This window comes from Chitinophaga tropicalis (assembly GCF_009758205.1).
Classification (GTDB): Bacteria; Bacteroidota; Bacteroidia; order Chitinophagales; family Chitinophagaceae; genus Chitinophaga; species Chitinophaga tropicalis.
Map to the genome: position 1 here is coordinate 257,726 of NZ_WRXN01000004.1, position 25,263 is coordinate 282,988.

Here is a 25,263-nt window from a genome sequence, read left to right on the forward strand (position 1 = left end):
TGTTACCCTGAAGTATTGCTGATTTATCTGAATGATAATATCTGCAGGACTGTATAGTAAAATAGAACGGGATACTTTAAGAGAAGATCATCTGTTTGTTGTTCACAGCTATTTTAGTCATGAAACTTTACTGGTTTGGCAGGTATGCCTACGGCAGTACATTTTGGGGGCAGGCTTTTGGCCACGATAGCTCCCATGCCAATTGTAGTTTCTTCACCGATATCTGACCTGTTAATTATTTTAGCGCCTGTTCCGCCATAAACACATTCGGCAATATTGACTTCGCCGGATATATTTACAGAAGGCATAAATGAGGAATAATCTCCTATTACGGTATCATGGCCAACAGTGCATCCGAGGTTGAGTATGACATGCCGGCCGATGCGGATATTAACCGTTATGAGACATCCTGCGCAGATGATAGAACCTTCCCCGATCGTGACATCGTCTCTGCCAATGAAAACGCTGGGGTGAATTAATACGGGGTACCAGATATGTTTGTTCGTTAAATTCCCAATAATATTTTTCTTTGCTTTGGGATTACCTACTGCTACTACTATTCCTAAATCTTCAGAAATGCTGTTGAGCTCTATCGTCCCTCCCAGTACGGGATAACCGTTTACCATGTGTCCCTTCTCCATTCCGTCGTCGTAGAATCCGACAAATTCGAGTTGGGAGTGTTTACTGTTAACGTCATTGATCTGGTCTATCAGCATTTTGACCTCCCGGCCAAAACCGCCAGCACCATAAATTGCAATTTGCTTCATAGGGGAAAACGTATAAAGTGTGGAATTAATAATTAAGCCGCCGCAAAATAGAGAAACTGAAGTGAATATATGTTAATCTCAGGTTAATAACAAAAATTATCTTATCAGCGTAAGATTTCCTTGTTGCTGCATGAGTTGTTGTTTGCCGTTGGTATAAGTCACTACCCACAAATAGCTGCCTGAGGGCATGTTTCCGCCGTCCCAGCCCCTGTCGGGATTACGTGTTTCAAATACCAGTTGTCCCCACCTGCCATAAACGGCCAGCCGGAAACCGGTTACCGCATCATGCACTTTTGCTTTAAAAACATCATTGATACCATCTCCATTCGGGCTGAAAGCGTTAGGCATAAAAACGTTACAGCTCATTGTATTTTTGAATACTTCTACAGCACCATCCACAATACAATTAAGGCTATCCATGACATAATACCTGTAAGCTCCTGCTTTCAGGTGTGTGAATTTTCCTTCTGCCAGATAAGAAGATCCATCCAGGGAATACTTATAAGGCGGTGTTCCGTTTTGGCCTTTCAGTGTTATCTGTCCATCTTCAGCGTAATTACAACTGGTTGCCTTGCTTTCAGCCAATGCTGTGGGTATGGGAACAGCTTCCGGAGCTATCATTTGCAGACCATCAACTGTAACTGTGCATTGGTTCTCATCTTTAATGATCAGGCTATATTTTCCGGCTGATAAATGAGTGAAAACGGGAGAAGCCTGATAACTGGCACCGTTATCAATGCTGTAACGATAGGGCTCTATTCCGCCATTTACATTTGCCGAGATGTTCCCTGAATTCGGGTCATGGCAATCCGGTTGGGTAACAACTGCTGATGCTGCTACTTCATATTCTCCAATTACAACATTTGCTACAGCTTCTTCTCCTTTCCTGTCGGTGATCTTTACTTCATATCTGCCAGCGGGCACATCTGAAATTTCCTGTCCGGTGTAGCCACCGGGAGTCCATGAATATGAATAAGGCGCTTCCCCGTTAAATACCTTTAATGCTGCCCCGCCGGTTGTTGTGCCTTTACATGCTTTACGGACAGATACTTCAACATTGAGCACCTCGCTTATTTCAGAAGAAAAATTATCTATTAAAATACCAGCGGCATATTTTTTTCCTGCGCAGGAACCTTTGAAATATGGTCCGCAGAGTATATACTCCACATCCTCTTCCGGTACGAACCTGATAGTATATCTTTTCCATTCACGATGTGAAATAATACCGGACTTCCATAACACCTGACGGGCTTCACAGGAAGCACTGCTACCGAACACAGCAAAGCTGCCATAGCATAATTCATTACAATAGAAACCGGGAAAAGCCAGGTCAACTGAAAGTGTGTAGGTCTTTCCCTTTTTTAAACGGGCGCTGAGACGCTGACCAATTCCTTCATAAAAATTGCTGTCACACAGGGCACCGACATAGGTAGTGCCGTTAGATGCAGTCTGCTCTATCTGACAATATTTGTTAGCAATGGGCAGCAGGTCTGGTGTAGCTCCGCATGTGAACCAGCCAGCAGGCGAAGCGCCAACACCCGGGCGTCCTTCCAATGATGGGTTGGTAAGCTGTACAGCCTGGGCAACTACTAATTCATTGGCAAAAAAAATAAGTACTACCAAAAGGCAGATAACTGCACCTGAAAATGGGTTCTTCCATAGGATCTTCATAGGTAATATTCAGGCAGAACAAATATACATATTTTACATTAACATATATAAAAAATTAATGTTATGCTTAAAAGTTCAGGGAGGGTTCATTTCAGAGTGCAGGTGTATTTCTATTGTTGTGTTACTTTTTATTCCTGACGGTTACTTCTAATCAAAAAAGGAGAAGCACCGAACACTTACAGCAATTTGCCGAATGCAAGACATGATAAAACCGAAGTCTGTTAAGTTATTGTTTACCGGATCCTTGTTGTAACTCTTTAATATTAATTAATATACGTCTATGGAAATTAAAATTGAACAACTTTACAGATTTCAAGCTTCCTGCAAAGTAGTCAGAGCACATACCACTGCACGAAATTTTGTTGAAATTGGTGGTGTTGACGCCACATTTAAAAAGTATGTTCCACATGACTCATGGCTTATCCTTGACAAATATGGGAATCCCGATGTAGTAGCTGATCTGGACGGCAGAACGTCTAAATTACCATTTGAAGATAACTCTGTTGAATATGTAATATGTACAGAAGTACTGGAGCATTTACGAATGGGCACTCCACTATTGCAGGAAATATTTCGTTGCCTGCGGCCCAACGGTGAATTTTTTGTTACTGTTCCTAATGCCGTTTCATTGGGGAACCGATTAAAATGGTTATTAGGTAAAGTTCCCTATATGGCAGCATCTGGTGATTGCGGGGCGCCTTTGGGAGGAACGGGTATATTAATAGATGGGCATTGGGAAGCATCTCATGTTATTGATTTTAATAAGCACAGATTAAGCAAATATTTAAACAGAGTAGGATTCCAGATAGATAAATGGTATTCATTCGGTGCAAATACGGGCTTAGGGTTTAAGCTCCCATCATCATTAACTCCTATTTCTTTAAATGATTTTTTAGCAGTAAAAGTAAGAAAGCCTCAAAAAAATTAACTTCTATATAGAAGTTTAAAGGAATCTTTTAAAATCAGGTAAGGCAACCTGATGATTTAGCGGCGTGCCAAAGGAATCTTTCTTATGGCACGTGCTTTTTTAATTAAAAATTCTTGTATCCTCCGCGTAAGATCTTATTTCCTGAAACGTCTGTTGATGATCTGTATTTAGCAGAAGGCGGCATTGATACGCAGGCTTTGGGAGAATTAGGATTCACTCCAAGCTGACAGTTCCGGATAACATACTTTCCATTTCTGTAGTTCTCAATGTTGCAATCTGCACGGTTATCAAAAACACATCCATCAAACACCGTCATCACATCCAGTGTTTTCTGGGCAGAGAAAGATTCTATCATTGTACCTCTTATCTCCGGTTTCCTGGAGTCAATTATAAAAGAGCAATTAATAAAGCTGTTCTTCTTATAGATCGGAGCAGGGTCTCTCTCCATATTATAATCTATCTGGATGGGCATCACGGTATCGCTGTTTTCTTTTAAAGGCAATACAATTTTGCAATTCCGGAATTCCAGGTTATTGCGGACCATTCTTCCGATTCCACGCAGTTCACAATCCGTAAAAGTTCCCACCAGGTTACCAAGAAATGTTTCACCCTTAACTGTTACATTCTGAATATCTACAGTAACGGGCTCAACATTATATATACCACTCAGATCAAGTTTCTGTGAAAGGGTTACATTCTGTACGATGAAGCTGCAGGCAAATTTTTTCTTCACCTGTTGTACAGGCTCGCTTTCGAGGTTATTCATCCGGGAATTGGTGATCCTGATCTGCTGGGGCATCATAGAGAAGTCTATGTCAGAACGTGTTCTTGTTCTCCCTGTAGCGGTAACATTATCTGCCAGGAACTGTTTACCCAGGTTATTGACCCATATATGATCGGCAATAGGATTATAGAAATATACATTCTGTACTTTAAACGAGTTATATACAAAGTCTTCGTTCTTTCCTCCAAAGCGTATTGTAGCTGCATGTTCCAGGTCATAAGGATGCAAAGGCTTCATCTGTTTATCTGCATTATCGTCAAATGCAATATCCTTTATGGTAATATTGACATTACCGGAAGCATTATTAATATTGAATATTACAATTGACAGGTTTGCATTGACTGATCCATCCTTCCGTTTCAGAATTGTATTCTTCCCCTCCCCCATCAGCACTACTTCAGAATTTGCCTGTAAGGCGGGCACTATAATATTGCTGGACACTATATATGTACCTGCAGGAATGAATAAGGGTAAATTGGCTTTAATAGCCTTATCCCAGGCTTTATTGATGGCAATGGCATCATCTGTCAGTCCATCGCCCTTTGCGCCAAAATCCCTGGCATTGATCACTTTTTGCGCCATTACAGGCACCGCATTCAGAACATTAATGATCAAACATACACTGACCGCTACAATAAAAGTAAAACGCCATTTCATATAGAAATATTTAAATTTCATTCCTTCTGCCGCGTTCCACGAAGCAAAAACGGGGTCTCAATAACTCCTGACAATCTGATTCAAAAACAACTCACAGGTTTAAAGTGTTTTTATGATTTTAACAATTCTCTGCAGGTCATCCTGGCTCAGGTTCGATCCACTGGGCAGGCATAATCCCTGTTTAAACAACGCTTCAGATACTCCGTTTACATAAGCGGGCGCACCGGAAAACACGGGTTGCAGGTGCATGGGTTTCCACAGCGGTCTTGATTCAATATTCTGTTTTTCCAGGGCTATCCTGACGGTTTCCCGGTCTATCGCTCCGTTAGCTGTCTCATCTATTATTACGGTTGTTAGCCACCGGTTACTGAAATAACCATCGGGCTCGTCTACAAACCTGATATTACCATTGTCAGACAAACGTTCTTTATAAAAGGAATAATTAGCTCTCCTTCTCCGGATACGTTCCTCAAGCACCAGCATCTGTCCTCTTCCTATCCCGGCGCAGACATTGCTCATACGATAATTATAACCTATCTGCGAGTGTTCATAGTGAGGTGCAGCATCCCGTGCCTGTGTAGCCAGGAAGCGGGCCTTTCTGATAATATCTTCCTCATCGGCAATCAAGGCACCGCCTCCACTGGTTGTAATGATCTTATTCCCGTTAAAGCTGAGCACTCCCAATGTTCCCAATGTACCGCAGGCCTTGCCGTTCCATTGTGACCCCAGTGCTTCTGCAGCATCTTCCAGGATGGGTATACCATAGTTATTCGCAATTTCAGTTATCCTGTCCATTTGCGCAGGCATGCCATATAAGTGAACAAGGATAATGGCCTTAAGTTTTTTGCCCCTGGCAAGCCTTTCTTTGATGGCCTGTTCCAGCAATGAAGGGTCCATATTCCAGGTGGTATGCTCACTATCCACAAAAACGGGGGTAGCGCCTACATAGGTGATAGGATTAGCAGAGGCAGAGAAGGTCATACTCTGGCAGATCACTTCATCTCCGGGCTGCACGCCTAATAAGATCAGGCCCAGGTGTAATGCTGCTGTGCCGGAAGATAAAGCTGCTACGTGTTTAGCCCCGGTATAGGCAGACAGGTCCTGTTCAAATCCATCCACATTAGGTCCTAATGGCGCAATCCAGTTTGTTGTAAAGGCTTCTGTTACAAAATCAACCTCATTCCCTCCCATATGAGGTGAGGATAACCATATTTTTTGCATACTTTAATTTATCTTGATACCAGTTATATTAATGATTATGTCTGATCACTTTTGCGGGGTTGCCTACAACGATGGCATGGTCTTCAACATCTTTCAGTACTACTGCCCCGGCGCCTATAGTGGCCCATCTTCCAACATTCACTCCCTGTATTATCACCGCTCCTGCGCCAATATGTGTTCCTTCTCCTACCGTGACATTGCCCGCCAGGCAGGCATTGGGGGAGATATGCACGAAGTCTTCAATAATACAATCATGATCAACAGAACAATTTGTATTAAGAATAACATGCTTCCCGATAGATGAATCACTGTTCACACTAACGCCGGCCATGATAACTGTGCCTTCTCCGACATCACATCTCCTGGAAATAGCAGCTTTAGGATGGACAGCTGTTGTATACAGCAGATCAAACCTCTCTGTATGGTCTTTCCTCGTTTTATTATTCCCGATAGAGATGATAAAACGGGCATTCTGCGGATATTCTCCCTGTTGCAGGTTGCCTATAACAGGATAGCCCGACAGTTCTTTCTTCTCAGGATTGCTGTCAAAAAGGCCTGCCACTGTTCTGTTCTCTTCTTCAATTATCTCCAGGATAACTTTTCCGTGACCGCTTGCGCCTATCAGGTACACAGGTTCTTTATTTTCCATTATGCAGATTTTAGTTTTCAATCGGAGATTTCCCCTGGAATTTTTCGGCAGTAGCCTGTCCTTCCTGGTTTATTCCTTCTGATTTAATTACTTTAAAAACAGTTGCTGCCAGAATTTCCAGGTCCAGTTTAAAGCTCAGATTATTCACATACCAGACATCATATTCAAACTTCTGCTGCCATGTAATGGCGTTCCTTCCCTTTACCTGCGCCCAGCCGGTGATGCCGGGCTTCACGTCGTGCCTGCGTTTCTGGTGCTCATCATACAAGGGCAGATATTCAACCAGCAGAGGACGGGGGCCTACCAGGCTCATATCTCCTTTGATAACATTTAACAGCTGGGGAATTTCGTCCAGCGAGGTTTTCCTGATAAACTTTCCCACAGGGGTCAATCGCTGCCTGTCCGGAAGCAGCACTCCGTTACTATCTTTCCGGTCTGTCATTGTTTTGAACTTTATAACGCTAAAGATCCTCTCATCTTTTCCCGGCCTTCTTTGCAGGAAAAAAGGCGTACCGCTGTTCACAATGAACAGAAGAACCGTACAAACCAGGAATACAGGCAAAAGCAGGGAAAAGGCAACAAGCGCTATAATAAAATCCATTACTGGCTTTATACAACTCTTATACATAGTAACTCACTTTAAGTATTTATTTTCCAGGACCCTGTACTCTGCTAATAAAGTACTCCACAGTAAATGCTGATCATACCTGTCTATGATCATTTTCCGGCTTACAGACGCCATGTCCTTTCTTCTCTTTTCGTCCCGGATAAGCAGCTCTATGGCTTCTCTTAACTTACTTTCGTCTTTGGGTGGAATGATCATACCATTCTTCCCTTCCTCAATGATCTCATTACACCCGTTGATATCGGTAACGATGGATGGCAGTCCCATGGCCCCTGCCTGCATAACAACATTAGGAAAGCCTTCCCTGTAACTGGGAAAAACAAATATGTTGCTCATGGCAAGGAAAGGTCTGACATCTTCCTGGTAATCTACCCAGACAATGTTCCTATCATTCCGGATGGCATTTTCCACTTCGGGCTGAACCGGGCTCAGGTCGGGCTCAAAAGGCCCTGTCAGTAATAATTTAAGGGCGGGGTACTGAGGCGCAAGCTTTAAAAAAGCCTGGATGAGCTCATGTATCCCCTTATCCTTCACCATCCTTCCTACAAAACATAAGACAATATCATTTTCACTCAGTCCGTATTTTTCCCGGAGGCTTCTGAGCTGCTCTGCCGAAAAATGTTCCGGGCTGAAATATGCGGTGTCTATTCCGTTGGAACTGCCATTTCCGATCACTTTAAGCTTGAATTCCGGGCAATAACGGTTCTTCACCATTATATCCTTCATACGGTAGGAATTGGGATAAACATGCATGGCACATGAGTATGTGAGCTTCTCTGTCCATTCCAGCAGGCGTCTTTTAGGGCCCTGGGCCTCCAGTAAAGGCAAACCGGCAACTGTATGTAACCTGATAGGTACACCGGCTATCCTGGCAGCGATCATACCGAGCAAGCCGGCTTTAGGAGTATGTGTATGTACTATCAGTGGTTTCTCTGCTTTCAGGAACCTGCATAACGATATCAAAGCCGCCAGGTCTTTAAAGGGAGTGATCTTACGTGTCATGTCAACCGCCTTTGTTCTGACGCCCTGGTCCTTCCCTACCAGATCCAGGTATTTGCCGCCGGAAGAAACTGCAACCACTTCATAATGGGAAGAGATATACTTCAACTGGTTACTTAACAGTTTATGCAGTGAAAGAGGTACAGTGGTGATTCGAATCAATTTACCTGGCATTCTCTTAATTTTTTATAGTTCTATACCAAATTTCAAGGCACAATATGGCATACAGGATCTTGGCCCGTTTTTCATCAGAGATGGTAATCTTACGGTCAAGCAGTCTTTTTACAAACCGAGGCTCTATGAATTGAGTATAAAGCGTGTCTGATGAGGATAACATATCATTGAGTATTCCTTTCAGATCATTATCCATCCAGTTCTTAAGGGGAATTTCAAAACCCCGTTTCGGTTGACTGATCAGCTGTTCCGGGAGATATCTTTTAGCAAGGTTCCGGAGTAAGTATTTAGTTGTAGACCCATTTATCTTTAAATTATCGGAGAGCATGGGCGCAAACTCTACAATCTCTTTTGAAAGAAAAGGGCTTCTTCCTTCAAGTGAGTGAGACATAGTGGCGATATCCATTTTAGGCAGAAGGTCGCTGAACAGGATAGCGTTGAAGTCTGCCTGCAATATTTTCTTAAGCGGGGATACTCCTGAATGTTCTATCCCATTTAACATTTCCCTGATGGAAAGCAACTGGGGCTTTATGATAAAGGCATCTTCAAAACCAACCAGCAGATCTGTCGTTGCCGCGTTGTAAACCTTCGCAATATCTCTGTATGAGGCAAGCTTTAGCAGCCTGTAAACAAAATTGTATTTATTCTTCTTCTCGTGCGCTACCGGCAATATACTGGAAAGCGCTCCGGCAAGATTTTTAACCAATGCCCCGGAGGAGAAGAAATTGAAATAAGTGAAAGGAACATAGCGTCTGTAACCGCCAAACAACTCGTCGGCACCATCTCCATTGAGCACTACTGTAATATGTTTCTTTGCTTCTCTTGACACATAATAACTGGGAATAGCTGAGCTGTCAAAAAAAGGCTCTCCGTAATTTGAAATAATGCCTTCAAAATCTTTAGCCAGCTCATCAAAGGAAATACTGATCTCGGTGTGGTTGGTCTGGTATTTCTTTGCTACCTGCAAGGCGAGGGCAGATTCATCATAAGCTCCCGGCATGCTCACGGTGAATGTCTTTAAGGCGGAAGTATATTCTGTTGCAATAGATGTGACCAGGCCGCTATCAATACCCCCGCTGAGAAATGTTCCTACTTCCAGGTCGGAACTTTCTATGCGCCGTCTGATGCTTTGCCTTAATTTATGATCTAACTGGTCCAGCGCTTCGGGAAGGGAAAGCGTACTGCTTTCCTTGTAAACGGTACTGATGTCAAACCACTTTGTGGCCCTGGAATCGTAGCTGGTCAGGTCTATTTCCATGAAGGTACCGTTATCAAGCTCTCTTACCATCCTGTAGGGAGTATCTTTCCGGTAAAAGTATCCCAGGTACAGATAATCGGATATGGCTTCTATATTAGTTTCCGGATGTACTACCTGGTATAAGGCTCCCAGTTCTGAAGAAAAAACAAACTGTTTTCCACTGTTCCATATATATAATGGTTTCTTTCCTACCCTGTCCCTGGCCAGGAAAAGTTTTCTTTTATTGGAATCATATATTGCAAAAGCGAACATCCCGTCAAATTCTTCGAGCATGTCCATTCCCCTGAGCTGGTACAGCATAAGAATGGTCATCGTATCAGAAGCGATGGTGGAATGCAGCCCATATTTCTCTCTTAGCTCCAGGTGATTATACAACTCGCCGTTATAGGTAATATACACTCCATCCAGGTGCATAGGCTGTCTTCCGCCGGGAGTCAGGTCCTGTATAGCTAATCTTGTATGTATAAACTCGATCTCATTCTCAGTAAAATAGTTTTGTTCGTCCGGGCCTCTGTGCCCCAGCTTTTTAAAGATCAGGTGCTTATTTTCACCGATCCTGTAATTAATTGATCCAAATATTCCGCACATGCTTTATTTTTTTTTGATAGAACATCAGTAAATAAAAAAAGGAGAACAAAACCCAGGTCCATCTCTGCCTCAATAAGAGGTGAGGAATATTCATCATCAGGAACAAAGCAAAAGCTATATATAGAAATATCTTGAATTTTATGGGGATGTCCACCCTTACAATACATACCAGGATCACTGCAAGCAGCAGCAAATAGGAAGAGAACCCAATAATACCTGTTTCGGCGAGAATGGATACGAAAGTATTATGCACCTCATATACAAAATAATTCCCTACAAAATTACCGAGGCCTACACCTATAAAGGGGTTATCTTCAAATGCTTCCAAACCGAGTTTAATAGACTCTCCTGTTGCTCCTGCCTGTGTTATATCTCCTTTGGATGTTTCAAAGAACGAGAAAATAGACAGGCCCCTGTTCAGGAAAAAGTTATTATTCAGATTGGGTTTGGACAGGTTGGCGAAAGCAAGCACGATCAAACCAAGCGCTCCTCCTGCTATAAAGACTACACCGGTTTTCCTGAAATTGATCAGGAAGAAGAAGCTGAGGAAGATCATAAAGGAGAAAAGCCCTGTCCTTGATCCTGTAGCCAGCATGGGTATTATGGAGAAAAGGATCAGGTAAAAAAATAAAGACGAGAATTTTTTCAGGTGTATCAGTTCCAGTATACCTACGCAGACAATACCGCAGAAAATGTATGCCATACATTGATTAGGATTCTCCATAACATAGGCATACCTGTAGCCTTTAATGAAAAAGTCGATCTTTATTCCAAGGAAAACAGGATATGCGGGGAGAAAGCATATTACAAGCGCCAGCATAAAGGCCAGCTTTGTATAATAAAGAAAATTCTCTTTATACAGGTAATAATAGTTGAATGTAAGGAATACGATGAGCACTCCGTTCAACAGGGGCAGCAGCCCCATGAAATAACGGCTGATATCGCTCACCTTATACACTGAAAGTGATACCGCAAACAGGAAGAACAGGATGATGTTTGCAACTCTTTTGAATTGTGTCGTTATTAAGACTTCTCCTTTTTCGAATGCAGACAGGAATGACAATAATATCAGGAAGTCAGGAATGGAGAATTTGAATTTCCCCACTGGCAGACCCAATGATATGAATGGCAAGCAAAAGATAAATGCCAGATAAAGTTTATATCCTATTGTGAATTTCTGCTTCATCATTTAATCTCTGTCTCTATCTTTTTAAGTAATGGCTGTATGGTGGAAGTCCAGCTATAAGATTTGATAATATCTATATCAGGGTTAAAGCCATCAAGTTTATTAACGTGCTTATTGTATAATTCAAAAATATAGTCTTCCAGCTTCGAGGTCTGATCAGTATAAAAAACCTTCCCACAGTTCGTTTCCCTGAATATGCCTTCCAGTTCGGGATCACTTTCTCCGTTAACGATAGTTATTACCGGCCTTAAAGCGCAAAGATAATCGAACATCTTCGCTGTCAGAATTCCTTTCACACCGGGGTAAGACCAGCTCATCAGCAGGTTCACGTTAGATTCTCTCTGCAGGGCTACCGCTTCGCTTAAAGGAACGGTGGTTTTACTTTCGTTGCAATCTTCAAGTCCACGTTTATTCACTTCCCCGTCCCAATAGTCCTTTGACCGTCCAACGTATTTTAAGGCTACGATATTCCTGTCCAGAAGGCCTTTTTTAATCAGTGAGGATACGGCTTCCAGGAAAACGTCAAGCCGCTGATGTTCCGGGTATATTGACCCGGTATAAGAAATAATGAACTTCTGACCGCTTACCTTATTATTATAATTAATCGTATTCAGATCAAACCCGTTCTTTATAGTTAAAGAAGATGCCGGGCCATACTTTTCCAGGTTGGCCAGTAAACCGTTAGACACGGTAACCAGCAGATCTGATTTCCTGATGAGTTTCTTTAAGATATATTCATGAAACCCGTTGAAGATCTTTTTACGATCGTCTGCTATAAACAGGTCCCTGAAATCCAGTATCCAATACGCCTTCTTTCCATATAGAGACTTTGTGATATAGCCTAACAACACATCCGCCATAGGTGAAAAGGAGGTATAGATGACCTGCGGGCCGGGGGACCTGAGCCTGTAGAGAACAATCTGCGCCACTCCATGAAGGAGATAGAGGAACCCGCCATCATAAATGGTCACTACACCTAAAAAAGATGATAACAATTTACCTATCATGCCAGGCCCTGACTTCTTCTCAACAACGGGGGCATTTCTGTTCTCTTTCTTTTTTTTCTTTTCTGACGGCCCCATCATACACCTGATCGTGTTATGATCGAACGTTATTAATTGCCTGGCTGTAAGCGGGAAGCCGGGGTCTGCTTCCTTTGCCATATATCTTGAATTCGAAGTAGAAAAAACAGTTGTTCTCTTAAAGGGGAAATGCCGGAATATTGACGAAATAATAACATTATTTCGCCTGCTACCTACCGCTTTGACGGGGTTCAGGTAATATACGAATGCTATTAACGAATGATCTGACTGTTTCTTCATCGAATTTTAATTAACACATTCCTTGCAATGAGTCATTTCGCCTGGAATCTTTTCCAGGCATTTCTGGCACCGTTTCCCGATAATTTCTGCCGGGTTTCCGGCAATGATCGAATATCCAGGAAAAGATTTTGTTACAATAGATCCTGCCCCGACCACAGAATGATCTCCGATACTGACACCGGGAAGTATTACACAGCCGGTGGCAATCCAGACATTCCTGCCTATCCTGATGGGCGGCCCCGGCAGGTTCTTCTTAAGGTCCCGGTATGAGTGGTTGGAACTGATAAAATGGCAACCATGCGCCCATATAGTACCTTCTCCGATCTCTATGCCGTTTATAGCCTGGTAATAGCTGCCTCCTGAGGTGACGAAGCTGACATATACTGAATGTTTCAGGTCATTGCCTATGATCTTTATATTGCCTGGCGTATGGGCTTTGGCGGTAAAGTTGAACAGTATATCTCCATTACTGTTGATCCGGAGAATATGTTTAAAAAAAAGGTTGACCATTAAAATACCGAAACCTGAAGCATAATAATGTCTCTCATAAATCTTTCTGAAGAAAGGCAGAAATGTAAGAAAACGTAATACCTTTTTCATTATACTATCAGATAAAATAAAAAATCAGGATCAGGATCACTAATATGAGCACTGTCCTGTTCAGAATGATTGTTCTGAACCAACCGCCCAGCAGCCTCTCATGGGCTAACTGCAACGTGGCGACTATAACAGTGGCCATCAGCGCTCCGTATGCAATTCCGTAAATGCCCATCACCTTGTACATCAGAAACGAAAAAGTAATATTGCTGATCAGCGAGATGGCGCTATACAATGTGATCCATTTGGTCTTTCCCGAGGCTGATATAAGTCCGCCATAGTAACCATTTCTCCATAAGCCGATCAGCAGGAAGGTCTTGAAAATAAATACCCCATCTACATACTTATCAGTAAAGATTAATACGATAAGCGGTTTGGCAAAGATCATCAGGAAAAGTATGATGGGATAGGTGATGTATGTAACGCGTAAAGTTGTTTTAAGCCATAGTGCCTTCGCTTCTTTTACGGATTTGTCATTATACAGCTGCACCAACTGAGGAAATATGGACTGTGATACAGAGGCGCTGATCATGCTAAAAAAAGGAATTTCAAATGCGCCTACTGAATATACTGCAAACTGTTTTACATCAGTAAGAGAGCTGACCAATGCCTTGTCCAGATTGGCGCCGATCACACCAATGAAGGTGGCCACAAAAATGGGGAAGCCAATTTTAAAGTAGTTCCTGTAGCTCCCTGTCAAGTCGGTGGCTTTGATGTCCCGGAGTATATTCTTTTCCTTTACCAGGTACATGATTGACGGAATGGAGAACAGCACAACGAACATGAGCGCCAGCAATATCCACAGCACATTTTCGGGAAAGAAATGGTAGCTGTAAACATTCAGGAAAATGAGGAATACACCGGCGATGAGGATAACAACAGCGCTGTTAAGCAAGATTCCTGTTTGCTGGTTGTTGATCATCAGGTTCCTGAAGATCTGGTTAATTGAAATAACCAGGAACAGGACCGGGACCATATACTTAAAGTGTATGATTCCGGCATTATTCAATAACCGGGCAATAAGATTTACTGCCCCAAAAGAGAACAGGAAAAACACGATAGTGAACACTAATGCCGTCAAAGCAAGCACTCTGCCCAGGTGGGCAGTTATGTTGGTCCTGTCTAAAGCTGCATAGTATTTAAAGCCTTCCGGGATCCCTAAAGACATAAGAGGGATAACCAGGTTAATAAGTAATGCCAGCTGCTTCCAGGTACCGAACATTTCTGTAGAAAACATCCTGGCATAGACCACATCAGCTATTATTAAAATAACCATGACAGCACTCTGAGAAAACAATATATTGAAGGAGGGTAATTTAACCGCCCTCCTTAACAAGGTTCCAGAATTAACAAATTGCTTTCTTGCGAATGAAATCATTATTTACAACATTTGAACTCTTATACACGCGATCTATTATATCTACGACTTTTAACCCTTCAAGTGCGTTGGTCGTTATTGTAGTATTCTCTTTAATAACATCTATGACGTTCTGTATTACATAATGATGGTTCTGTGCAGACCCTTTATATGCGCCGTAGTCGTTCCCGGGGTTGGTGGGAGCAAGCTCCGGCATTACATAGTCCCTGATATGGCAGTATTCCACTTTATCCATATATTGCCCGCCAATTTTCAAGCTGCCATGCTCCGCAATAATGGTCATACTGCTTTCCATGTTCTTATTCCAGATAGAGGTGGAATAGTTGATCGACCCCATTCCTCCGTTCACGAAATCGAAGCTGATAATACCTGAATCTTCAAATTCAGTCAACTCTTCATGATTAAAATCTGCTAATCTTGAGTTGATGTTTTCAATATCACCGAACAACCAGTATAAGATGTCAATGAAGTGGGAGAATTGTGTAAACAGTGTTCCTCCGTCCAGTGACTTTTTTCCGTGCCAGCTATCGGGCACATAGTATCTCTCGTCCCTGTTCCAGTAGCAGTTAAGCTGTACCATGAAAATTCTGCCTAATCGGCCTGACTCTACTAATTCCTTTACCCAGACAGATGGTGGTGAGTAGCGGTTCTGCATAACGGCAAATACGTACCGGTGAACATGTAACGCTTTAAATATTACTCTTTCGGCATCCTGTTTTGTCAGTGCCATAGGTTTCTCGATCACAACGTGCTTCTTTGCGTCCAGGCATGCCAGGGCCTGTTCTGCGTGGAAGCCGTTTGGTGTGGCGATATTGACCACGTCTATTGGCAGATCTGATCTTAAGAGTTCATCTAATGAGTGAAAGAAAGGTACATCAAAAGTCACGTTCGATTTTTCCTTTCCTTTTATATCAACCAGGCCAACCAACTCTGCTTCCGGGTTCCTTAAGATCATTTCGGCATGTCTTTTCCCTATATGTCCACAGCCCACTACTGCAAATCGTATTTTATCAGCTTTGTTCATGGTCTAATTAAGTTTTTTTACTCTGTTATTCTCAAGGGTATACCGATGTCCGCTTTCGGGGCAAACGGCTTCTTTATTGGCGTCAAAAACCAGTTTGTGCCCAAATTCGCTCATCCAGCCAACCTGCCTGGCCGGGTTTCCGACCAGCAGTGCATAGGAAGGTACGTCTCTGGTTACTACTGCGCCGGCGCCTATAAAAGCGTATTCTCCTATATCATGTCCGCACACTATTGTGGCATTTGCGCCTATTGTAACGCCATTGCCCAGGTGTGTTCTTGCATATTCGGCTTTCCTGTTTACGGCGCTTCGTGGGTTGATGACGTTTGTAAATACACATGAAGGCCCGAGGAACACATCGTCCCCGCAGGTAACACCGGTATAGATCGATACGTTGTTCTGTATTTTGACATTCCTTCCCAGAATCACATCAGGAGATATCACTACATTCTGTCCGATGTTACAATTTTCACCGATCTTACATCCCGGCATGATATGGCTGAAATGCCATATTTTAGTTCCGTCTCCTATTTCGGCCCCGGAATCAATTACTGCAGTAGGATGTGCAAAAAATTTGTTCTCCATATTATTTATCAAAGAATTGTTTAACGCTCTCAGCTATATATTCCAGTTGCTCTTCTGACATTTCGGTATGAATTGGCAAAGACAATACTTCTTTGCACAAAGTTTCGGCAACGGGGAAGCTACCCGGGCTCAGCTCTGCTGTGGCATAAGCTTTCTGCTCATTCAGCGGCAGCGGGTAGTATATCATTGACGGAATATTCCTTGAAGCGAGGAAGTCTTTTAATTCATTGCGTTTCCCGTTCTTTACTTTGATGGTATACTGATGAAAAACATGGGAGGAGCTGGCCGATCTGACGGGTGTGACCAATTCCCGGATATTGCTGAATGAACTATCGTAGAAGCCGGCTACTTTATTCCTGGCTTCGGCATATTCATCCAGCCGCTGTAACTTGATCCGGAGAATGGCAGCCTGTATTGTATCGAGCCGGCTGTTTACGCCAACCACATCGTGGTAATATTTTTTCTTCTGCCCGTGATTTGCAATCATCCTCATCTTCTCTGCCAGCGTATCATCTTCAGTAAAAATGGCGCCGCCGTCTCCGAAGCAACCCAGGTTCTTTGAAGGGAAGAAAGAGGTGCAGCCAACATGCCCTATGGTGCCTGCGGCTTTGACGCTACCGTCAGAAAAAGTGTAGCGGGAGCCTATTGCCTGTGCCGTATCTTCTATGACGAATAAATTGTGCTGCCGGGCAATATCCATCAGTTCTTCCATTCCGGCGCATTGTCCGTACAGATGCACCGGAACGACAGCTTTGGTGCGAGGCCCTATTTTCGATACTACCTGCTGTAAGTTGAGCATAAATGTATCGGGGTCTACATCGACCATAACGGGTTTGAGTCCCAGCAAAGCGATAACTTCAGCCGTGGCCACATATGTAAAGGTTGGAACAATCACTTCATCCCCTCTTTTCAATCCTAATGCCATCATTGCTATCTGTAAGGCATCCGTTCCATTGGCGCAGGGGATAACATGTTTTGTATCCAGGTATTCTGCCAGTTCTCCCGCAAATTTATCTACCGCAGGTCCGTTGATATGTGAGGACAGTTCAAAACAATCTAAAACAGCTTTGTCAACCTCTTCTTTAATTTTAAGATACTGAGCCTTCAGGTCAACCATCTGTATTGTCATCTCTTTGTTGTTTTATACCATGAATAAGTAAAGGAAAGTCCTTCTTTTACCTTTACAGAAGGGATGTACCCGATAAGGTCCTTCCCTTTTGTAACATCTGCCAGGCTATGTTTTATATCTCCTTTTCTTTCCTGCCGGTAGATAGGCTTAATCTCCTTACTTTCTATAGCGGTTATTGAAGTCCACAGGTCATTCAATGAAATGCTTTCTCCGCAGGCTACATTTATGACCTCATGCCGGTTCAAATTCTCTTTAAATAAGGCTCTGATATTTGCCTGAACGGCATTCTCCACGAATGTGAAATCGCGGCTTATTGTACCGTCGCCATTTATATAAGGGGCGTCATTATCCAGGGCGGCCTTTATAAATAGCGGAATGACTGCGGCATAAGGCCCGAAAGGGTCCTGTCTGGGGCCAAAGACATTAAAGTATCTCAGGCCCAGTGCGTGGAAGCCGTATACTTCGGAGAAGATGCCGGCATATAATTCGTTTACATACTTAGTGATTGCGTATGGAGATAATGGTTTACCTATGGCATCTTCAACTTTTGGTAAACCGATATGATCTCCGTAGGTGCTTGAGCTAGCGGCATAAATCAAACGTTTGACCTTCTGATCTCTTGCAGCCACAAGCATATTAAGGAACCCGGAAATGTTCACTTCATTTGTTGTAATGGGATCATTTATAGATCTGGGCACAGAACCAAGCGCTGCCTGGTGGGAAACAAAGTCCACTCCATCTACAGCGGCCCTGCACATCTCCAGGTCTCTGATATCTCCCTCCATTAATTCAAAAGCGGGGTTATCAATAAACTCCTGGACATTTTCCCTTGATCCTGTTGAAAAATTATCTAATACTCTAACTTTTCCGGCATTATGTTTTATGAGATACTGGACAATGTTAGACCCTATGAATCCTGCACCTCCTGTTATCAAAAAACTATAATTACTTAAATCTGTTCTATGAAATGGTGATTCGTACATGTATGTATAACTACTGATTAGATACTATGATTATAACCTGGCGTCTACCAATTGTCTGGGCAATGCTCCTTTCACGTCATAAACAACGCACTTCTTATTACAGAAAGAATGCAGGTCCAGTTCTTCAAATTTCTTATGTGATACTGCCAGGATAACTGCATCATAGTGCTCTTTCGCGGGAAGCTCGTTGGTAGCTTTCCATCCGTATTCACGTTCTACTTCTTCCGGTCCGGCCATGGGGTCATAGATGGTGATGTTTGTTTCATATTCAGCTAATGTGCTTAGTATGTCTACCACTTTTGTATTGCGCACATCGGGGCAGTTCTCCTTGAAGGTGATACCCAGCACAAGGATCCTGGCATTTTTGATAGGAATCTCTTTCTTTGCCATCAGCTTGATAACCTCATGTGCTACGTAGGCTCCCATTCCGTCGTTCAGTCTTCTTCCTGCCAGGATTATTTCCGGGTGGTATCCGACCTCCTGTGCTTTCTGGGCCAGGTAGTACGGATCAACACCAATGCAGTGGCCGCCAACCAGGCCGGGTCTGAACTTCAGGAAGTTCCATTTGGTACCGGCGGCTTCGAGGACTTCGCTGGTATCAATACCCAGCCGGCTGAATATCTTGGCTAATTCATTGACGAAAGCGATATTGATATCTCTTTGAGCGTTCTCTATCACTTTGGCAGCTTCAGCTACTTTGATAGATGTTGCTTTGTGCGTACCTGCCGTAATGATGGACCTGTACAGGTTATCTATCTCTGCGGCAGCTTCAGGGGTTGAGCCGGAAGTGATCTTCAATATTTTTGATACGGTATGTTCTTTATCTCCCGGGTTTATACGTTCCGGAGAATACCCGGCATAGAAATCCCGGTTAAACTTCAGTCCTGATACTCTTTCCAGGACGGGCACGCATTCTTCTTCTGTTACACCCGGATAGACGGTAGATTCGTAGACAACGATGTCACCTTTTTTGAGGACTTTCCCTACTGTTTCACTGGCTTTGTATAAGGGAGTAAGATCAGGTCTGTTATGTTTATCTACCGGGGTAGGTACGGTCACAATGAAATAACTGCATCCCCTGATGCGCTCCAGTTCGTTAGTACAATACAGGCCTGTTTTTGTTTCACAGTTGTCGACCACTACCTCTTTCAGCGTATCATCATCTATTTCCAATGTATGATCATGCCCCTGGCTCAGCTCTTCGACCCTTGATACATTGATATCAAATCCGATCACTTTAAACTTCCGGGCAAATTCAACGGCCAATGGCAATCCCACGTATCCTAATCCAATAACAGCGATTTTTTTTTCCTGATTCATAGTAATTACTATTATTAAATATTTTTGTGTCCTTTAAGATTTTTTCAAGATCCTGGTGGCTCTTTTCAGAATACCTTTTGAAGAGTGGTTGCTGTTGACGCTATATCCGTAACCGTAACCATAACCGTAGCCATATCCGTAACCATAATTATTGCTTCGGCTCATTTTGACATCGTTTATTACAATATTGAGCTTAGGCATTTTTTTCTGGGAATAAAGCTCCCTGGTTAACTGTAATTGTTGTTTGTAGGTGTACCCATGACGTACCACGTACAGTGTGATGTCTGCCAGGTAAGCCAGCAGCTGTGCATCGGTAACCATTCCAATTGGTGCGGTATCAATAATAATGTAGTCAAAACGTTCCCTCAATTCGGCGAAAAGTTGTTTCACCTTAGGTTGTAATAACAGCTCTGCCGGGTTAGGTGGAATGGGGCCGGAAGTTATCACAAAGCAATTCTCGTGGATCGAAGAAGGCCTGATCAAAGATTCCAGCGGTGTTTTGCCAATTACATATGTACTGAATCCTGTCTGGTTCTCCAAGCCCAGATTCTCTGATATTTTAGGTTTGCGGAGGTCCATTTCCATCAGCACTACTTTCTTTCCGGAAAGGGCTAATACAGATGCCAGGTTAACAGAGATGAACGATTTTCCCTCGCCACTCATACTGGAAGTAAGCAGGATCACCTTTTCATCCTGCTGAGTGAATATGAACTGCAGGTTGGTCCTCAGTGCCCTGAACTGTTCGGAAAGAGGGGTTACTGAATCTTTTTTAACAGCAACAATATCATTATTAGGGTTATGACCAATCTCTGCTAAAACAGATACGGGGGTTTGGGAAGTAATATCTTCTTTTCCCAGCACCTTGGTGTTCAGCATACTTAAGAGATAGATGATAGCCGCGGGAATGGCGAGCCCTGCCAGCAGTCCGATCATAAATATGATAGGTCTTTTGGGAGTGAAAGGCGAGGAATCGCTTTTAGCGGTATCTATTATTCTGGCGGCAGCCAGGTTTGATGATTTTGAAATAGCTGACTCTTCCCGTTTCTTCAGAAGAAACAGGTACAATTCCTGTTTTATTGCCTGCTGTCTTGAATAGTCCAGGAATACGCGCTCTTTGGCCGGCACCTGCCTGATCTTATCGTTCAACAGATTTGAGTTCCGTTGCAGCTCGGTTATGCTGGCTTCTATGCCTTGTCTGAAAGAGGCCATATTATTGCGTATATCCTCACGCAGACCGGAGATCTGTTTATCAATACTCTGAACAACCGGGTTGGATTCGGTATTTGCTATCATCAGGCGTTCTCTTTCCAGCTGCAGGGTATTGTATTTTTCTACCAGGCCTACGAAAGTCGGGTCCTGAACCACAAGAGCAGAAGGAACTATGCGTTTGTTGTTCTTGTAATCCTCAATGTATTTCTGGAGAGATTCGACTACACTTAATTTCACCTGCAGTTCAGTCAGCTGACGAACAAAATCGCCGCTTCCGGAAACGAGCAGCTTGGCCTGCTCACTCAGGTCTGCAAGAGAATTACTCTGTTTAAAGTCCTGTATTTCCTTTTCGACACCGGACAGTTCTTTGGTAACTAAGACCAGCCGGTTATCAATAAAACCGATAGTGCTGTCTGCTATCCTGTTCTTATCGTCCACGCTGGCCTGAAGATATTCCTGGATGAGCGTATTCAGTATTTTCTCTCCTTTACGGGGTACATTCTCTACCAGGGAAAGGTCGATAATGCTTACCTGTTTATTCGGAGCGCTGATGTCAATTAATTTCTGGTATCTTGCCACAGTGGCGTCTACCGAATTGATATTGATCAGGTATTCTTTCTTATTGAGGCTATACCCTTCTTCTCTTTTCAGTTTCACTATACCTTCCGGTAAGTGCAGGGTATCTCCCCAGCGGGCCTGTTTGACGATATCATGGCCTGTCAGCCTGATGCCGTTATCTTTTTCGATTGTTAAAGTGTAACTGGCCTTCTGTAAGGAGTCATTCAGTACCAGCCAATCGAGTGTGAACGGTAAATAGTCAAACTGTTCTATTTTTTTTACATGTCCTTCAACATAATATGTTATGTTCAGCTGGAGCTCCCTGACCACTTTTTCCATCAGGGAACGGGATTTCAGCACTTCTATTTCATTATCAACATTTCCTTTCCCGGTAAATAGCTCTAATTGCTGCAATACGCCCTCTCCGTTATCAGATCCTTTGCTGTCATCCTGCACCAGTATTTTAGCATTTACTTTATAGCTGGGGGTGGCATACCGTAAGTAGAGCCAGGCAGCTGCCAGGCAGATAGCAAGACAAATACTTAATAACCACCAATAAGAAATTACCTTATCAAGGGCTTTCCTTAAATTAAAAATCTCGGCTTCCTGATGTTGATGATCAGAAGAAAATCCGTTACCATTTAAATTATTCACTGAATGATCCCTCATAAAAACTAATAAAAATTAGAAGCTAATCCTTGTAGCGAGAATAACAATGACTGACAATATCGAAGCTATGATTGTAAAATTCCTGGCCTTTGCCATATCTGTTGAGGCGACCTTCGATTTATTCGGTTCCACATAAACGACATCTCCCTGGTGTAAGTAGAAGTAAGGAGAAGAAAAAATCTTACTGTCATTCAGATTGAATCTCACGAACTCTTTCTTATTACCATTTGCTCTTATTAGTAACACGTTTTCCCGTCTTCCATAAATAGTAAGATCGCCGGCCATTCCCAGAGCATCCAGGATTGTCACCTTTTCATTAGGCATAACATATGAAGATGGACGGACCACTTCTCCCAAAACCGTTATCTTAAAATTTGAAAATCTTACGTTAACAACCGGATCTTTATAGTATACAGCGGCTTTAGCGCTGATCTCGTCTCTCACCTGGTCTGTTGTTTTTCCGAGAACGGATACTTTACCTAACAAGGGTAAGATCACGTAGCCTTCTTTATCTACCAGGTATCCATTGCCTGATAAATTTCCCATTCCGTTGGCTGTGCCTGGGCTTGTATTTCCTCCCCCTGCCTGATCAAACAAACCTGAACTGCCCGGGTCCAATGTCTGTATTGTTACCTGCAAAATATCGTCCGGTTGGATCTTTGGAGTGTTATAAGCAGCCTGCTCTATAAGTCTGAGTTTTGCAGTATCAGGAACATCTTTAAAATATGCAATGTTTTTAGGGCTTGCACATGAACCAAAATAAATAGTAAAACCGCTCAGGATTAAAAGAATAAAAATTGAGTTAAGACGCATAAAACTATTTTCCAGCTTATTGATATTTATTGATTTTATTAGTATTAATAAATCAGCCCACCGTCATAACATCTGTTATGCCGGCATGCAGAAGGGGCTTATCATTACTATAGCTTGATTTTATCCTTATCCAGTTGCTCATATGCCGAGTTCTTACTGATAAACTCCGGCACCAGTTGTTTCATTAACGTCACTGTAGGTGTGATATAGTGCTTGCGTGCGGCAGCTATAAGCTTGTCAATATTGTTATTCACCTCTACAAAATCATATTCGCGTACGCGCGCAATCATTATTTTCTCGTGGTATGTACTTACAGTGTTTTCTGCGTTATTCAATAGTTCTTCATACAGTTTTTCTCCCGGGCGTAAACCGGTATATACTACCTGGATATCTTTTCCCGGTTCTTTTCCGCTCATCCTTATCATCTTGTGTGCCAGTTCAGCTATCCGGACAGGTTTGCCCATGTCAAACACGAATATTTCACCACCTTGCCCCATAGCTCCGGCTTCAAGTACCAGCTGGCAGGCTTCGGGGATGGTCATAAAATAGCGGGTGATTTCCGGATGTGTTACTGTAAGCGGTCCTCCTTTTTCAAGTTGCTGTTTAAACCGTGGAATAACAGAACCGTTTGATCCGAGTACATTTCCGAATCTTGTGGTAATAAACCGGGTAGGCGGATTGCCAAATACCGGGCCTGTTTTTTTAAACTGCCTGTTAACGTGATGATTGTAAGACTGGGTAAAGATCTCAGCGATCCTTTTAGAGGCGCCCATTACATTTGTAGGATTCACTGCTTTGTCTGTCGATACCATTACAAATTTCTCGACATTGAATTCAACAGCCAGCTCAGCAAGGATCTTTGTACCCAAGACGTTGTTCAATACTGCGACAGAGGGATTTTTCTCCATCATCGGTACATGTTTGTATGCAGCTGCATGATATACTACAGTAGGTTCATATACTTCAAACAGTTGCTGCATACGTGTTCTGTCGCAGATATCAGCAATATAAGGAACGATGGGCACTGTTGGGCTTAGTTCCATTATATCCACTTCCAGTTCGTGCAATGGTGATTCTGCTTTATCGCACAGGATGATCACTGAAGGGCTGAGTTTTATCAGCTGTCTTACCAGTTCACTGCCTATGGAGCCGGCGGCGCCTGTTACCAGTATGGCTTTCCCTTTGGCTTCACGGCTTACCTGTTCATTATTGATGCTGATAACAGAGCGGTCCAGCAAGTCTTCTATCTTTATGTCCTGCAGCTGGGAAGAACTCCAGCCGGCATTGATCCATTTGTTGACAGGCAGTACTTTCTGAACTCTTATGTTCAGGCTGATACATGTATCTACCAGGTTATTGAGTTGCCAGGATTCAAGCGCTTCTTCAGCTACGATAAGTAGCTTTATCTTTTCCTGTTTAACGAGTCTTTCAAGAGATGATTTGCTTGTGCTGCAGATAGGTAATCCTTCCAGGCGTTTACCGGTCCTTGTCAGTTTATCATCCAGGAAAGCGCATACTTTGATATTCCCTTCAATGTCGTTATTGATAGCTTCGCGCACCATTAAGCCTGAGTGTCCTGCATTATATATTACAGCTTTTGTTTTGTTCATGGTACCATAACGAGCATAGTACCTGAACGCCCATTTAACAAATAGCCTGTAAGACAGCAGGAAGAAGGTGCTGATAAAGAAGTTAATGGCAATGACGGACAAGGGGAACATGTTCTCTTTACTGTAGTAAAGAGCAGCTACGTTAACATAGTAATAGATAACTGCGCTGATCAGGCTGAGGCAGGAAATACGCCCAATATCTGCCATACTGGTATATCTTACTATACCAGTGTACGTGCGGAAAATCAGCGATACCAACAGATTTACGCTCACCACTACCACAACAATATCCTGCATGGGGTAATGGCTAAAATCTTCGAGGTTAAAATTAAGTCTGAGCAAAAAAGCCAGGCTCATTGCAATAATCGAACACCCGAGGTCCAACAATAGAATCAGCCAGGACGGGGTAATCCATGATCTCTTAGTCATCGGTTTAATTAGATAAGGTTAAAACTTGTATCAGTTCATTCATTCTCAAATTAGCTTGCCATCGCTTTTCACATTTTACGTTTTAACCTGAGTGCAAAATAAATACATAATGTTTACTTTTAGATAAAGAATA

21 protein-coding genes are annotated in these 25,263 nt (G+C 42.8%); 1 reads left to right on the forward strand and 20 read right to left on the reverse strand.

Annotation, left to right across the window (positions count from 1 at the left end; all coding sequences use genetic code 11):
* Positions 1-113: 113 nt before the first annotated feature.
* Positions 114-767 (reverse strand): acetyltransferase, encoded by a 654-nt coding sequence (locus GO493_RS11445; RefSeq protein WP_157306296.1) that lies wholly within the window; start codon positions 765-767, stop codon positions 114-116.
* 96 nt (positions 768-863) lie between these two features.
* Complete coding sequence (locus GO493_RS11450; RefSeq protein WP_157306297.1) at positions 864-2,438, reverse strand: T9SS type B sorting domain-containing protein; 1,575 nt, start codon at positions 2,436-2,438, stop codon at positions 864-866.
* A gap of 280 nt (positions 2,439-2,718) precedes the next feature.
* Between GO493_RS11450 and GO493_RS11455 the strand changes: the two genes are divergently transcribed.
* A complete protein-coding gene (locus GO493_RS11455) occupies positions 2,719-3,366 on the forward strand; it encodes a methyltransferase domain-containing protein (RefSeq protein ID WP_157306298.1) in 648 nt (215 codons plus the stop codon).
* 103 nt (positions 3,367-3,469) lie between these two features.
* Here the strand turns inward: GO493_RS11455 and GO493_RS11460 are convergent, their stop codons facing one another.
* The 18 genes from GO493_RS11460 to GO493_RS11545 form a co-directional block, all read right to left on the reverse strand.
* Positions 3,470-4,807, reverse strand: coding sequence for a glycosyl hydrolase family 28-related protein (locus GO493_RS11460; protein WP_157306299.1), 1,338 nt, complete (start codon positions 4,805-4,807; stop codon positions 3,470-3,472).
* Between the two features lie 99 nt (positions 4,808-4,906).
* Positions 4,907-6,028, reverse strand: coding sequence for a DegT/DnrJ/EryC1/StrS family aminotransferase (locus GO493_RS11465; protein WP_157306300.1), 1,122 nt, complete (start codon positions 6,026-6,028; stop codon positions 4,907-4,909).
* Between the two features lie 28 nt (positions 6,029-6,056).
* Positions 6,057-6,677 carry an acetyltransferase gene (locus GO493_RS11470; protein WP_157306301.1) on the reverse strand — a complete coding sequence of 207 codons (621 nt, stop codon included), beginning with the start codon at positions 6,675-6,677 and terminating at the stop codon, positions 6,057-6,059.
* Between the two features lie 10 nt (positions 6,678-6,687).
* Positions 6,688-7,278, reverse strand: a complete 591-nt coding sequence (locus tag GO493_RS11475) for a sugar transferase (protein ID WP_317165419.1) — start codon at positions 7,276-7,278, stop codon at positions 6,688-6,690.
* A gap of 33 nt (positions 7,279-7,311) precedes the next feature.
* Positions 7,312-8,475, reverse strand: coding sequence for a glycosyltransferase family 4 protein (locus tag GO493_RS11480; RefSeq protein ID WP_157306303.1), 1,164 nt, complete (start codon positions 8,473-8,475; stop codon positions 7,312-7,314).
* Between the two features lie 4 nt (positions 8,476-8,479).
* Positions 8,480-10,321, reverse strand: a complete 1,842-nt coding sequence (asnB, locus tag GO493_RS11485) for an asparagine synthase (glutamine-hydrolyzing) (RefSeq protein WP_157306304.1) — start codon at positions 10,319-10,321, stop codon at positions 8,480-8,482.
* A complete protein-coding gene (locus tag GO493_RS31335; RefSeq protein WP_157306305.1) occupies positions 10,296-11,426 on the reverse strand; it encodes an O-antigen ligase family protein in 1,131 nt (376 codons plus the stop codon). The genes asnB and GO493_RS31335 overlap by 26 nt, the downstream gene beginning before the upstream one ends.
* A gap of 80 nt (positions 11,427-11,506) precedes the next feature.
* The gene (locus GO493_RS11495) at positions 11,507-12,829 is read right to left on the reverse strand and encodes a glycosyltransferase family protein (protein WP_157306306.1); all 1,323 of its coding nucleotides are present in this window, start codon (positions 12,827-12,829) and stop codon (positions 11,507-11,509) included.
* Between the two features lie 6 nt (positions 12,830-12,835).
* Positions 12,836-13,429, reverse strand: a complete 594-nt coding sequence (locus tag GO493_RS11500; RefSeq protein WP_157306307.1) for an acyltransferase — start codon at positions 13,427-13,429, stop codon at positions 12,836-12,838.
* A gap of 7 nt (positions 13,430-13,436) precedes the next feature.
* The gene (locus GO493_RS11505; RefSeq protein WP_157306308.1) at positions 13,437-14,702 is read right to left on the reverse strand and encodes a lipopolysaccharide biosynthesis protein; all 1,266 of its coding nucleotides are present in this window, start codon (positions 14,700-14,702) and stop codon (positions 13,437-13,439) included.
* A gap of 70 nt (positions 14,703-14,772) precedes the next feature.
* A complete protein-coding gene (locus tag GO493_RS11510; RefSeq protein WP_157306309.1) occupies positions 14,773-15,828 on the reverse strand; it encodes a Gfo/Idh/MocA family protein in 1,056 nt (351 codons plus the stop codon).
* Positions 15,829-15,831: 3 nt separating this feature from the next.
* Positions 15,832-16,410: an acyltransferase gene (locus GO493_RS11515; protein WP_157306310.1), complete on the reverse strand. Its 579-nt coding sequence runs from the start codon at positions 16,408-16,410 to the stop codon at positions 15,832-15,834.
* Position 16,411: 1 nt separating this feature from the next.
* The gene (locus GO493_RS11520) at positions 16,412-17,539 is read right to left on the reverse strand and encodes a DegT/DnrJ/EryC1/StrS family aminotransferase (RefSeq protein WP_198315687.1); all 1,128 of its coding nucleotides are present in this window, start codon (positions 17,537-17,539) and stop codon (positions 16,412-16,414) included.
* A complete protein-coding gene (locus tag GO493_RS11525) occupies positions 17,536-18,522 on the reverse strand; it encodes an SDR family oxidoreductase (protein ID WP_157306311.1) in 987 nt (328 codons plus the stop codon). Before GO493_RS11525 ends, GO493_RS11520 begins: the two co-directional genes overlap by 4 nt.
* A gap of 30 nt (positions 18,523-18,552) precedes the next feature.
* Entirely contained in the window at positions 18,553-19,842 is a 1,290-nt protein-coding gene (locus GO493_RS11530) for a nucleotide sugar dehydrogenase (RefSeq protein ID WP_157306312.1), read from the reverse strand.
* Between the two features lie 33 nt (positions 19,843-19,875).
* Entirely contained in the window at positions 19,876-22,278 is a 2,403-nt protein-coding gene (locus GO493_RS11535; protein WP_157306313.1) for a GumC family protein, read from the reverse strand.
* Between the two features lie 15 nt (positions 22,279-22,293).
* Complete coding sequence (locus GO493_RS11540) at positions 22,294-23,091, reverse strand: polysaccharide biosynthesis/export family protein (RefSeq protein WP_157306314.1); 798 nt, start codon at positions 23,089-23,091, stop codon at positions 22,294-22,296.
* Between the two features lie 107 nt (positions 23,092-23,198).
* On the reverse strand, positions 23,199-24,998 hold the full coding sequence (locus GO493_RS11545) for a polysaccharide biosynthesis protein (protein WP_232538817.1): 1,800 nt from the start codon (positions 24,996-24,998) through the stop codon (positions 23,199-23,201).
* Positions 24,999-25,263: the final 265 nt, after the last annotated feature.